At 75.8% G+C, this 11616-nt stretch carries 9 protein-coding genes; 3 read left to right on the top strand and 6 right to left on the bottom strand.

From position 1 onward, the window contains the following. Positions 1-78: 78 nt before the first annotated feature. The 3 genes from AB0O40_RS10980 to AB0O40_RS10970 are packed head-to-tail and all read right to left on the bottom strand — an operon-like array spanning position 79 to position 3505. A complete protein-coding gene (locus AB0O40_RS10980; protein WP_365038159.1) occupies positions 79-969 on the bottom strand; it encodes an SDR family oxidoreductase in 891 nt (296 codons plus the stop codon). Continuing rightward, positions 966-1889: an alpha/beta hydrolase gene (locus tag AB0O40_RS10975; protein ID WP_365038156.1), complete on the bottom strand. Its 924-nt coding sequence runs from the start codon at positions 1887-1889 to the stop codon at positions 966-968. Before AB0O40_RS10975 ends, AB0O40_RS10980 begins: the two co-directional genes overlap by 4 nt. Then, positions 1886-3505: an NAD(P)/FAD-dependent oxidoreductase gene (locus tag AB0O40_RS10970; RefSeq protein ID WP_365038154.1), complete on the bottom strand. Its 1620-nt coding sequence runs from the start codon at positions 3503-3505 to the stop codon at positions 1886-1888. The genes AB0O40_RS10975 and AB0O40_RS10970 overlap by 4 nt, the downstream gene beginning before the upstream one ends. Before the next feature lie 162 nt (positions 3506-3667). On the opposite strand from AB0O40_RS10970, the gene AB0O40_RS10965 reads away from it, so the two are divergent. Then, the gene (locus tag AB0O40_RS10965; RefSeq protein WP_365038150.1) at positions 3668-4369 is read left to right on the top strand and encodes a MerR family transcriptional regulator; all 702 of its coding nucleotides are present in this window, start codon (positions 3668-3670) and stop codon (positions 4367-4369) included. 22 nt (positions 4370-4391) lie between these two features. On the opposite strand, the gene AB0O40_RS10960 is transcribed toward AB0O40_RS10965, so the two are convergent. Beyond that, on the bottom strand, positions 4392-5189 hold the full coding sequence (locus AB0O40_RS10960; protein WP_365038147.1) for an exodeoxyribonuclease III: 798 nt from the start codon (positions 5187-5189) through the stop codon (positions 4392-4394). 65 nt (positions 5190-5254) lie between these two features. On the opposite strand from AB0O40_RS10960, the gene AB0O40_RS10955 reads away from it, so the two are divergent. Further along, positions 5255-5734: a GNAT family N-acetyltransferase gene (locus AB0O40_RS10955; RefSeq protein WP_365038171.1), complete on the top strand. Its 480-nt coding sequence runs from the start codon at positions 5255-5257 to the stop codon at positions 5732-5734. A 56-nt stretch (positions 5735-5790) separates the two neighbouring features. Here the strand turns inward: AB0O40_RS10955 and AB0O40_RS10950 are convergent, their stop codons facing one another. Continuing rightward, positions 5791-7173: a CoA transferase gene (locus AB0O40_RS10950; RefSeq protein ID WP_365038144.1), complete on the bottom strand. Its 1383-nt coding sequence runs from the start codon at positions 7171-7173 to the stop codon at positions 5791-5793. Between the two features lie 643 nt (positions 7174-7816). Here AB0O40_RS10950 and AB0O40_RS10945 point away from each other — a divergent pair. Continuing rightward, positions 7817-9130 carry a hypothetical protein gene (locus tag AB0O40_RS10945; protein ID WP_365038141.1) on the top strand — a complete coding sequence of 438 codons (1314 nt, stop codon included), beginning with the start codon at positions 7817-7819 and terminating at the stop codon, positions 9128-9130. Here AB0O40_RS10945 and AB0O40_RS10940 read toward each other — a convergent pair. Next, on the bottom strand, positions 9081-11456 hold the full coding sequence (locus tag AB0O40_RS10940; RefSeq protein WP_365038138.1) for an NB-ARC domain-containing protein: 2376 nt from the start codon (positions 11454-11456) through the stop codon (positions 9081-9083). The genes AB0O40_RS10945 and AB0O40_RS10940 overlap by 50 nt on opposite strands. Between the last annotated feature and the right edge of the window lie 160 nt (positions 11457-11616).

Here is an 11616-nt window from a genome sequence, read left to right as displayed (position 1 = left end):
CTCCTGAACGTCCTGGAGGAGGGCGAGTTCGCGCTGCCCGAGCTGCCGTCATCCGACGGCCGCGCCCCTTCCGTGCGGTCAGCCCCGGTCGCCGGCCGAGCGCTCCTGCTCGTCGGCCGCGCCGCCGGCCCCCACCAGGCCCTTGGAGACGGTGTCGAGCCGGCCGTCGAAGCGCCGCATGTCGCGCTGCCCGGCGGTGGCGATCAGGCCCGGCAGGTAGCCGCGCACCGACTGCATCCCGCGCAGCCACCACTGCGCGTACACGTGCGCCGAGCGGCGCTCGATGCCCGCCACGATCCGGTCCACCGCGGGGCCCAGCGGGTAGGTGCGGTTGGCGGGCCAGGGCAGCCGCTGGCGCAGCTCGCGCATCACGTCGTCCTGGTCGGCGCCGCGGACCATGTCGGTGTCGGTCCAGGACAGGTAGCCGACGCCCACCTTGACGCCCTTGTAGCCGACCTCGGCGCGCAGGCAGTGGGCGAAGGCCTCGACCCCCGACTTGGAGGCGCAGTACGCGGTCATCATCGGCGCCGGGGTGATGGCGGCCAGCGAGGCGATCTGGAGGAAGTAGCCCCGGCTCTCCGTCAGCACCGGCAGGAAGGCCCGGCCGGTGACGGCGCCGCCGATCAGGTTGACCTCGATCACCCGGCGCCAGGCGGCCGGGTCGGAGTCGGCGAACGGCCCGCCGGCGGCCACGCCCGCGTTGGCGACGACGATGTCGACCTTGCCGAAGCGCTGCTTGACCTCCTCCGCGACCAGGGCCATCGCCTCGTGGTCGGTGACGTCGGCGTGCCAGTACGCGCTGTCGGTGGGCAGCCGCTCGGACACCTCCTTGAGGGCGGCCGGCTCCAGGCCGACCAGCGCGATCTTCGCGCCGCGGGCGGCCAGCTTGCGGGCCAGCAGCTCGCCGACGCCGCGGGCCGCGCCGGTGACGACGGCGACCTGGCCCTCCAGACTCCTGCGTGCGCTCACGAGGTCCCCTCCTTGGCGGGTACGTACTGCCGGGCGAGTTCGGTGATGGTGCGGGTGACGGCCTCGGGGGCCTCCACCGGGGTCATGTGGCCCATGCCGGCCAGCTCGGTGAGCCCGACGCAGTGCGGCAGCGCCGCGGCGAGGGCCCGGGCGTGCCCGACGGGGGTGAGCCGGTCCACGGTGCCGCCGATCACGGCCGTGGGGACCGCCAGCGCGCGGACCCCCGCGTCCAGGTCCAGCGCGGCCAGGACGCCGGACCAGCCGTGCCGGACCGGGGTCGGGCAGGCGTGCACGATCCGGGCGCAGGCCTCGACCTTCTCCGGTGCGGAGCCCGGTCCCATCGTGGCGTACTTGAGGACCTTGCGGGCCACCGGAGTGACCGGGCCCAGCGGCGCGCGGGCGCCGAGCACGGCCCGGGTGGCGCGGGTGCGGAAGGGCCCGGGCCGCAGCGGCAGCACGGTGGACTCCTCGGTCAGCCGGGAGCTGCCGGTGGAGCAGAGCAGCGCCGCGGCGGCGTGCTCGGCGAACTCGGGGCGGCCGGCGGCGGCCATCAGGGTCATGCCGCCCATGGAGTGGCCGCCCAGCACCGCCTTCTCGCCCGGCGCCAGGGTCGCGCCCAGCACCGCGACCAGGTCGTCGGCGAGCGCGGTGGTGCTGTAGCGGCCGGGGGCGGCGGGACTGCGGCCGTGGCCGCGCTGGTCGTAGAGGACCACCCGGTGGGTGGCGGACAGGGCGCGGACCTGGGCGGCCCAGAAGGCGGTGGAGCAGGTCCAGCCGTGGGACAGGACCACCGCGGGGGCGCCGTCGGGGCCGTGCACCTCGACGTGCAGCCGGGCGCCGTCACGGGAGGTGGCCACCAGCTCGCGGCGGGCGGTCGGGGGCGCGTACGGGCCGTCGGTGACGTGCATCAGGCGGGTCATGCGGAGGCCTCCTCGGCGGCGGGGCGCGCGGGGGCCTTCGCCGGAGCCTTGCCCGGGGCCTTGGCCGGGGCCTTGGCCGCGGGCTTCGCGGCGGGTGCCGCGGCCCGGCCGGCCGCCGCCCCGGCGGGGACCTTGCCGGCCAGCCGGACGATCTCGTACTCCGCCAGGTCGACCTCGCGGGTCTCGCGCCGGAACTCGCCGGTGGTGCCGGGCCAGACGGTGGTGTTCCGACCGGCCGCGTCCAGGTACCAGCTGGTGCAGCCGCCGGTGTTCCAGACGGTCCGCTTCATCCGCTCCTGGACCTTGCGGTTCCAGGTGTGCACCGCGGAGGGCCGGGCCGCCAGGGCGACCTTGCCGCCCGGACGGTTGGTGCCGAGCAGGTTCAGCTGGCGCAGGTAGTCGGCCATGTAGTTCAGCTGGGACTCGATCATCAGGATCATGGAGCTGTTCCCGAGGCCCGTGTTGGGCCCGATGATCGTCATCCAGTTCGGGAAGCCGGCCGCGGTCGCGCCGCGCAGCGACTGCATCCCGTCCTTCCACTCCTCGGCCAGGCTGCGGCCGTCGACGCCCACCACCCGGTCGGCGATCGGCATGTCGGTGACGTGGAAGCCGGTGCCGAAGATGATCGCGTCGACCTCGGTCTCGGTGCCGTCGGCGGCCACCAGGGTCGAGCCGCGGACCTCCCGCAGCCCCGAGGCGACCACGTCGACGTCCGGCCTGGCCAGCGCCGGGTAGTACTCGCTGGAGAGCAGGATCCGCTTGCAGCCGATCCGGTAGTCGGGGGTCAGCTTGGCCCGCAGCTGCGGGTCCTTGATCGCCCGCGCCATGTTGGACTTGGCCAGCGACTCGATGAAGCCCAGCTGGTTGGGGTGCTTGGTGAAGGCGCTGACCTGGAGCTCCCGGATCCCCCAGAGCAGGCCCCGGCGGGCGGCCCGGGTGAAGGGCAGCTGGCGGTGCAGCCAGCGCTCGGCGCCGGTGATGGCCCGGTCGGTGCGCGGCAGCACCCACGGCGGGGTGCGCTGGAAGAGGGTCAGCCGGGCCGTGTCGGGTGCGATGGCCGGCACGATCTGGATGGCGGAGGCGCCGGTGCCGATCATCGCGACCCGCTTGCCGCGCAGGTCGTAGTCGTGGTCCCAGCGGGCCGAGTGGAAGACCTTGCCGGGGAAGCCGTCGAGGCCGGGGATCTCGGGCATCTTCGGGTCGGAGAGCGGTCCGGTGGCGGAGACCACCACGTCCGCGGTGAGGGTGCCGCCGGCGGTCTCGATCTCCCAGCGCAGCTCCTCGGCGTCCCAGCGCATCATCCGGACCTCGTGGTTCAGCCGGATGTGCGGGCGCAGCCCGAAGGTGTCGGCGACGTGCTCCAGGTACGCGCGGATGTGCGGCTGGCCGGAGAAGGTGCGCGGCCAGTCCGGGTTGGGGGCGAAGGAGAAGGAGTACAGGTGCGAGGGGACGTCGCAGGCGCAGCCGGGGTAGCTGTTGTCCCGCCAGGTGCCGCCCACCGAATCCGCCCGCTCCAGCACCACGAAGTCGGTGATCCCCTCGCGGCGCAGCCGTACGGCCGCCCCCAGCCCGCCGAATCCGGACCCGACCACCGCCACGCGCACATGCTCGCCCACGCCGCCCGCCCTTCACAGACTCTGCCAGCAATCACTGGCACGGTGGAGCGTAGAACAGCTCCGTACTCATGGGTAGGGGGTCCGCGCGGAAAGTTACCGGCGGTACGAGCCCGCGCGGGCCGGGCCCCTGGCGTCCGGGCGCCGAGCGCTTAGGCTGCGGGTGTGTCGGAACACGAGGCGGGACCCCAGGGCACGGTACGCGAGTACCGGACGGAGGAGCTGGCGGAAGCGGCCGGGATCACGGTGCGCACGCTGCGCTTCTACCGGGAGCGCAAGCTGCTCCCGCCGCCCCGCCGCGAGGGCCGGATCGCCTGGTACGACGACCACCACCTGGCCCGGCTGCGCACCATCGCCGGGCTCCTGGACCGCGGCCACACGCTCGGCGGCATCGCGGAGCTGACGGCGGCCTTCGAGAACGGCCGGGACGTGGGCCAGCTCGGCGCGCTGCTCGGCCTGGGCGAGGACGGCCTGGGCTGGTCCGAGGAGACGCCGGTCCGGCTCACGCCCGAGGCGCTGGCCGACTACTTCGAGGGCGAGGTCACCCCGGAGAACCTGGCCGCCTCCCTGGACCTCGGCTACCTCGCCACCGACGGGGACGAGATCGTGCACGTCAGCCGGCGGCTGCTGGACGTCTCCTCGGCGCTGGTGCGCGAAGGAGTCCCGCTGGCGGCCGTCCTGGAGACCGGCCGCCGGGTCCGGGCGCACGCCGACGCCCTGGCGGCCCTCTTCACCGAGCTCATCGCGGCCCATGTGGCCACCGACCCGGCGGAGCTGCCCAAGGCCGTGGACCACCTCCGGCCACTCGCCAAGAGCGTGGTGGAGGCGGAACTCTCCATGGCGATGGACCGCCGGTTGCGCGGCTGATCCCGGCCGCCGGTCGGGTGGATCAGAGGTCGTAGACGACCGTGACCGGGGCGTGGTCGGACCAGCGCTCCGGGTGCGTCTCGGCGCGCTCGACGAAGCCCTTGACGGCCTTCGCGGCCAGACCGGGGGTGGCGACCTGGAGGTCGATCCGCCAGCCGGCGTCGTTGTCGAAGGCCCGGCCGCGGTAGGACCACCACGAGTACGGCCCGGCCTGCTCCGGGTGCAGGGCGCGCATCACGTCCACGTACCCGGCCTCGTCGTAGACCTCGCCCAGCCAGGCCCGCTCCTCGGGGAGGAAGCCGGCGTTCTTGCGGTTGGTCTTCCAGTTCTTGAGGTCCGCCTCCTGGTGGCAGATGTTCCAGTCGCCGCAGACGACCACCTCGCGGCCGCCCGCCGCGGAGCGCTCCCGCAGCTCCTTGAGGTAGGGCAGGAACTCGCCCATGAACCGGTACTTCTCGTCCTGCTTCTCGGTGCCCGCCTCGCCGGAGGGCAGGTAGAGGCTGGCCACGGTCACGCCCGGCAGGTCGCACTCCACGTACCGGCCGCTACCGTCGAACTCGGTGCTGCCGAAGCCGACCTGCACCCGCTCGGGCGCCCGGCGGGTGTACAGCGAGACGCCGGCCCGGCCCTTGGCCGCGGCGGGCACGTGCACGGTGTGCCAGCCTTCGGGCTCCCGCACCTCTTCGGGGATCTGCTGCGCCTCGGCCCGCACCTCCTGCATGCAGATCACATCGGCGTCGGTCGCGGCCAGCCACGGGACGAGCCCCTTCTTGGAGGCGGCGCGGATCCCGTTCACGTTCACGGAGGTCACAGAGAGCATCCCGGAACCATACCCCCGCCGTTCCGTACGATATTCAAATGTCTCATCCGACCCTGCACGGGATCATCGACATCCGCCCCACCCCGTACGACCACCCGGACGCGGTGAAACTGAACGACCAGGTGCAGCTCGAGTACGCCGAGCGCTACCAGGGCGAGGGCGACGCGACCCCCCTCGACCCCGCGATGTTCACCCCTCCGGGCGGCCTCTACCTGCTGGCCTACAACGAGGCCGGTGAACCGGTGGCCACCGGCGGCTGGCGCGCCCAGGACGCGAACGACGAGGGCTACTCGGACGGCGACGCCGAGATCAAGCGCATGTACGTGGTCCCGGGCGCGCGGGGGCTGGGGCTGGCCCGCCGCATCCTGGCGGAGCTCGAGGCGTCCGCCCGCGCCGCCGGCCGCACCCGGATGGCCCTGGAGACCGGCGACCAGCAGCCCGAGGCCATCGCCCTGTACACCTCCAGCGGCTACGACTTCTGCGCCAAGTTCGGTCTGTACCGCGGCTACGACTCCAGCCGCTGCATGGCCAAGTCCCTGCTCTGACCGGCAGCGCCCCGGCCCGCGGCACCCCGGTGCCGGGCCGGGGCGCCGCCGCGGCCTCAGCTCCAGGCCGGGGCGTCGGTGCCCCAGCGGGAGGGGCCCCGCGGCCAGTCCCGCGGGGCGCCGGCCAGCGGCGGCAGGGCGTGCCGGAGCGGGCCGTAGTCCGAGTCCGCGGTCGCCAGCCACGGCTCGGGCCGGTAGGACGCCCCCGCCGCCGGTACCGACGGCACCTCCCGCACCAGCCACGAGGCGGTCCCCGCCAGCGACAGCCGGACCGCCCGGCCCCCGCCCGCCGCCAGCGCGCGCAGCACCGCGGCGGCGGCGAGATAGCCGGTGCCGTGGTCCAACGCCTGCGCGGGCAGCACCCCGGGGGTGCCCGCCGCGTCCGCCTCGGCCATGGCGATCCCGTACCCGGCCTGCACCAGCGAGTCGAAGCCCCGCCGCCCCGCCCACTCCCCGGTGCCGCCCCACGCGGACAGCTCGGCCACCACCAGCCCCGGGCGCCGCGCCAGCAGCTCCGCCGCCGACAGGCCGAACCGGTCCAGCGCCCCGGGCCGGTAACCGGTCACCACCACGTCCGCCCCGGCCAGCAGCTCCTCGAACACCGCCCGGTCACCGGCCCGCGCGAGGTCCAGCCGCGCGGAACGCTTCCCGAAGCCGGTGTCCGCGTGCGCGTCGTCCGACTCCGGCAGCCCCGGCGGGTCCACCCGGAGCACATCCGCCCCGAGCAGCCCCAGGGTCCGGGTGGCCACCGGCCCCGCGATCACCCGGGTCAGATCCAGCACCCGCACCCCGGCAGCGGCCGGCCCGCCCCCGCCGGCCCCGGCGCGCCACCCGGACCCGGCCTCCGGCTCCGGATCCGGCTCCGGCCCCCAGGTCACCAGCGGCCGGGGCGTCCCGTACCCGCGGGTGACCGCCACCGCCAGGCCGCCCGCGGCGTACACCCGCTCCTGGACCTCGACCGCGGCCCGGCCCGCCAGCTCGGCCCGCAGGTCCTCCGGCCCCGCACCGGCCGGCAGGCCCAGTGCCGCCAGCAGCCGCTCGCGGTGGTGCGGGTAGTTGGCGTGCGTGCGCAGCCAGCCGTCGGCCGTCCGCCAGAACCCCGACAGCGGCGCGAAGCTCTCCGCCGCCCGGCCGGCGATCCGCAGGTGGCGTTCGCTGACGAAGGCCGTGGCCACGGCCCCCTCCGCCACCTCCAGCTCCGGCACCGCGTCCACCGGCCGCCGGTCGGCCCGGACCGCCGCCAGCTCCGCGGCGGCGAGCGAGCAGACCCCGACCGTGGCCCGGGCCAGCTCCCGCACCGGCAGCCGGCCGCCGTCCAGCCCGCCGTCGCCGCGGTACCGCACCCGCTCCACCAGCCCCGGGTCCCCGCCCAGTGCCGCCCACGCCTGCGCGGTGGCCGTGTCCGCCCCGCGCTCCCGCTCACCCTGTCCTGTGGTCATGGCTGATCCTTGCCACACCAACCCCTCCGCCACCACATGGACTTCGTCACCCCAGCCGATAACATCGCGGCACCACAGCAGAAGGAGACGCGGCGCGTGACGGACGGGGTACACCTACGCGTCCCGGTGGGCGCGGACGCACACCGCTGGGTGACCCGCGCGGGCTGCCGCCGCGTGCTGTTCGTGGTCCACAACGTCACCTCCGCGACCCGCCTCCTGGACGTGCTCCCCCTCCTCGACGGCGACCTGCGGCTGCAACTCCTCGCCACCTGTACCGGCTCCTCCCCCTTCCTCGCGGGCGTACCCGAACTGCTCGCGGCCGCCGGCCTGCCGGTGCTGCCCTGGGAACAGGCCACGGCCACCCCGGTCGACTTGGCCGTCGCCGCCAGCTACGGCGGCGAACTGGAGGCCCTGCAAGGGCCGTTGACCGTCCTCTCGCACGGTGTCGGATACAATAAGAGGCTCGCGACACCGGACACCGGACACCGGACACCGGACACCGGACACCGGACACCGGACACCGGACACCGGACACTCCCGCTCCCCTGCTCCCCCGCGGCCGCCCGTCGCCCAGCCCGCCCCGGTCTTCGGGCTCGCGCCCGAGTGGATCCTGCACGAGGGCCGGCCGGTCGCCGCGGCGACCGTGCTCTCCCACCCCGAACAGCTCGACCGCCTCGCCACCGCCTGCCCCGAGGCCGTCCCCACGGCGGTGCTCGCGGGTGACCCCTGCTACGACCGGATCCTCGAAGCGCTCCCGGACCGCGACCGCTTCCGCCGCGCACTCGGTGTCGGCCCCGGTCAGCGCCTGATCGTCCTCAACTCCACCTGGTCGCCCCGCTCCCTCTTCGGCGACTCCACCGACGACTCCTTCGACGACCTCCTTCCCTGGCTGCTGCCCCGCCTGACCGGCGAGCTCCCCGCCGACGAGTACCGCGTCGCAGCCGTCCTGCACCCCAACATCTGGTACGGCCACGGCGAGGGGCAGCTGCGCGGCTGGCTGGCCCGCGCCCGGGCTGCCGGGCTCACTCCCGTCCCCCCGCTGGAGGGCTGGCGCCAGGCCCTGATCGCCGCCGATTGCGTGATCGGCGACCACTCCAGCGTCACCTTCTACGCCGCCGCCCTCGGCACCCCCGTCCTGCTCGGCGCCTTCCCCGCCGGGGACCTGGACCCGGATTCCCCGGTGGCGGCCCTCGGGCGCACCGCCCCGCACCTGGTCCCCGGCAAGGACCTGCGCACCCAGCTCGACCGCGCCGTCCACGAGCACGAACCGAAGCGGTACGCCGCCCTGGCCGCGCAGACCAGCTCCGACCCGCTTCGCTCGGCCGCCCTCCTGCGACGGCTCTTCTACCGGCTGATCGGCCTGCCCGAACCGGCGGACCGGCCCGCGCTGCTGACCCGCCTGGCCGTCCCGGCGTACGCCCCCGCCGAACGGACCGCCCCCGTGCGGGTCCTGACCCGGATCCTCGGGACGCACCCGCCGACGGTGCGCGTCACCCGCTACTGCGACCCGCCGTACGAGCCCGAGGAGGCGGACGCCGACTCGGCCCACACGGCCGTGGCCGAGGACACCCCCGACCCCGCCCGCCCGGCCCTCGCCGACGTGATCGTGCGCACCGCCGCCGAGGACGACCCCCGGCTCGGCCCGCCCCGGTCCTGGGCCGCCGAGGTCCTGGCCCGGCACCCCGGTTGCGCCCTCGCGGCCTACCTGACCGCTCCCGGCCGCTGCTACATCGGTACCCGCGAGGGCGTGGCGGCCCGGCTGGCCGCCGCCCCGGACCCGGACGGCCGCCCCTCGACGGCCGACCCGGCGGCGCTGGCCTCCGCGGTCTACGCCTGGCTCGCCGCGGGCCACCCGCTCCCGGCCGAACTGGTCGTCCGCACCGGCCCGATCACCCACCGCGTCGCCGTCACCCCGCAGTCCCCGGCCCCTGCGTCACCTCCCGCGCCCGCGCTCTGACCCGGGCCAGGGACCGCGCGTCCCCGGCTGCTTCGTACACCCCGGCGGCCAGCGCGAGGTCGGCCGCCTCAGCGGCCGGCTCGGCCAGCGCCCGGGCGCAGCCGGCCCGCAGCTCCAGGGCGTACCCGAGCTGGAGCGCGGCGCCCTCCTTCTCCATCGTCTCCACGGCCCGGTCCAGGCAGACCCGGGCGATGGCCGCCTCCCCCGCGTCCAGCCGGGTCTCGCCCAGACTCATGTACACCCGGCCGGTGTTGTAGCCGTCGCCGACCTCCCGGAACCGGGTCAGCGCGCCGTGCAGCGTCTCGGCGGCCTCCGCCCAGCGCTCCTGCCCGCACAGCGCCCGTCCCCGGTGCGCCTCCAGCAGGGCGAGGGCCCGCGGCAGGTCCGCCGCGCCCTCCTCGCCCGGCGCTATCCGGCCCAGCACCTCCTGCGCCTGGGCGAACCGGCGCTCGGCGTCCTCGTACCGCCAGAGCTTCAGGCTCAGCAGGCCCCGCGCCTCGATCGCACTGGCCCGGCCGCGGTGGTGGCCGGCCCGCTCGTCCGCGGCGGCGGCCCGCTCCAACACCTCGGCCGCTTCCGCCGCCTTCTCCTGTCCCAGGTACGCGAAGCCCAGCTGGGTCAGCATCCGGCCCTCCGCCCGGGGGTCGCCGAAGGCCTCGGCGCAGCGCCGGGCCGCCTCGACGCCCCGGAGGTGGGTGTCCACCCATTGCTCGTGGAAGCCGAGCCGGAGGTGGAGGCCCCACAGCGCCTCGCAGAGCTGCCACACCAGGTCGTCGAAGCCGTACTGCTCGGCGGCCCGGACCGCGGCGGCGAGGTTGTGCCGCTCCCTGCGGAGTGCGGCGAGCGCCGTCCGGCCCAGCTCCGGGTCACGGTCGGCGGCCACCCCCGCCGGCCGGGCGTACGCCGGTCCGAGCCGCCAACGCCCCGGTATCACCCGCAGGTCCGCCTCCGCGGCGAATCCGAGGTACCAGGTGACCACCCGGCGCACCGCCCCCGCCATGGCCCTCGGTCCGTCGGCCGCCTCGGCCCGGTCGCGGGCGTGGCGGCGGACGAGGTCGTGGTAGCGGTAGCGCTCCTCGGCCACCTCCTCCAGCAGGTGGACCTCGGCGAGCTCGGCGAGCAGCGCGCGGGCTTCGTCCTCCGCGAGGTCGGCGGCGCGCGCGGCGAGCGGCACGGTCACCTCGGCCCAGTCCCAGGCGGCGGCCAGCCGGTAGACCCGGGCGCCCCGCTCGCTCAGTTCCGCGTAGGTCGCCTCGGTGACGGCCCGGACCGGATCCACGTCCTCGTCCACCGTTGCCCGCACTCCCTCCAGTCCGCCCGGTCCGCCGCCCAGCTGCCGGTCGACGGTCTGCCAGGTCAGGTGCTCGCGGACCGCCACCCGCGCGCCGGTGGTGCACAGGGCGAGCGGGATGCCGCCGCACCGGGCGGCCACGGCCCGGGCCCCGGACTCGGCCGCGGCGCCGGAGATCCGGTCGGGTCCGGCGATCCGGCCCAGCAGCCGCAGCGAGTCGTCGGCGGAGAGCGGGCCCAGCGCGATGGGCCTGGCGCCCCGGCCGACGAGTCCTTCGAGGCGGTGCCGGCTGGTGACGAGCGTGAGCGTGCCGGGCGCGGCCACGAGTAACGGCTCGACCTGCGCCGGGCTGTGGGCGTTGTCCAGCAGGACCAGCATGCGGCGGCCGGCCATCCGGTCCCGGAAGAGGTCGCCCCGGCGCGCCTCGTCCGGAGGGATATCGCGGGCGCTCTCGCCCAGCCGCTCCAGGAAGCGGCCCAGCACCTCGGCGGGCGACAGGGCGGTGGCCGTGGCGCCGCCGAGCAGGTCGGCGTACAACTGCCCGTCGGGGAAGTGCTCCTCGAGCGCGTGGCCGAGGTGCACGGCGGTCGCGCTCTTGCCGATGCCGCCGGGTCCGGTGAGCAGGACCGGGGGCGCGGTGCGCCCGGTGTGCTCCGCCAGGAAGCCTTCGAGCGTGCTGCGCACCGCCTCGCGGTCGGTGAAGGCGGCGGTGCCGGGCGGCAGCATCCGCGGCCGGACCACCCGGGCGGGCACGCCGGCCTCCAGCCCGCGCGCCTCGCGGACCAGGGCCTCCAGCTCCCGCGCGAACTCGGGTGAGGCCCGGGCGCCTTCGCACAGTCTGCGGGTCAGCTCGGCCCGCCCGGCGTCGTCGGTGGGCAGCGCGGCCGCACCCCCGTCGTCCCCGGCCCGGCGGGCCAGCCGGCCCATCCGCTCCGCGAGGCGTCTCCCCACGTCCCCTGTGATCCCGGACACCACCCCGGACGTCACGGTCCAGACCGTCGGCCCCACGAACGAGACCAGCGCAGCCGCATCCATCTCCCCCACCCCCCAGTTCACCCTGCGCACACGCTATCGACGGGGTTCTCGCCCCGCCGCGCATCCGCGAAACCGCCCCCACTCGAACCGGTGAACGCATTCCCCCTCCCGAGCGACCCGGGGCACCCCGCCCGCCCCGAGAACGCCCGAAGCCGCCCGG

This window comes from Streptomyces sp. NPDC089919 (assembly GCF_040684615.1).
In the GTDB taxonomy this organism is placed as follows: domain Bacteria; phylum Actinomycetota; class Actinomycetes; order Streptomycetales; family Streptomycetaceae; genus Streptomyces.
Note: the sequence above shows the minus strand (reverse complement) of the source record. Positions and strands in the feature narration are given on the sequence as shown.

Excerpts from the sequence above, each read along its gene's own strand:
- AB0O40_RS10975 (WP_365038156.1), bottom strand. The coding sequence starts at position 1,889 with ATGACCCGCCTGATGCACGTCACCGACGGCCCGTACGCGCCCCCGACC.
- AB0O40_RS10960 (WP_365038147.1), bottom strand. The coding sequence starts at position 5,189 with ATGCTCTCTGTGACCTCCGTGAACGTGAACGGGATCCGCGCCGCCTCC.
- AB0O40_RS10950 (WP_365038144.1), bottom strand. The coding sequence starts at position 7,173 with ATGACCACAGGACAGGGTGAGCGGGAGCGCGGGGCGGACACGGCCACC.
- AB0O40_RS10940 (WP_365038138.1), bottom strand. The coding sequence starts at position 11,456 with ATGGATGCGGCTGCGCTGGTCTCGTTCGTGGGGCCGACGGTCTGGACC.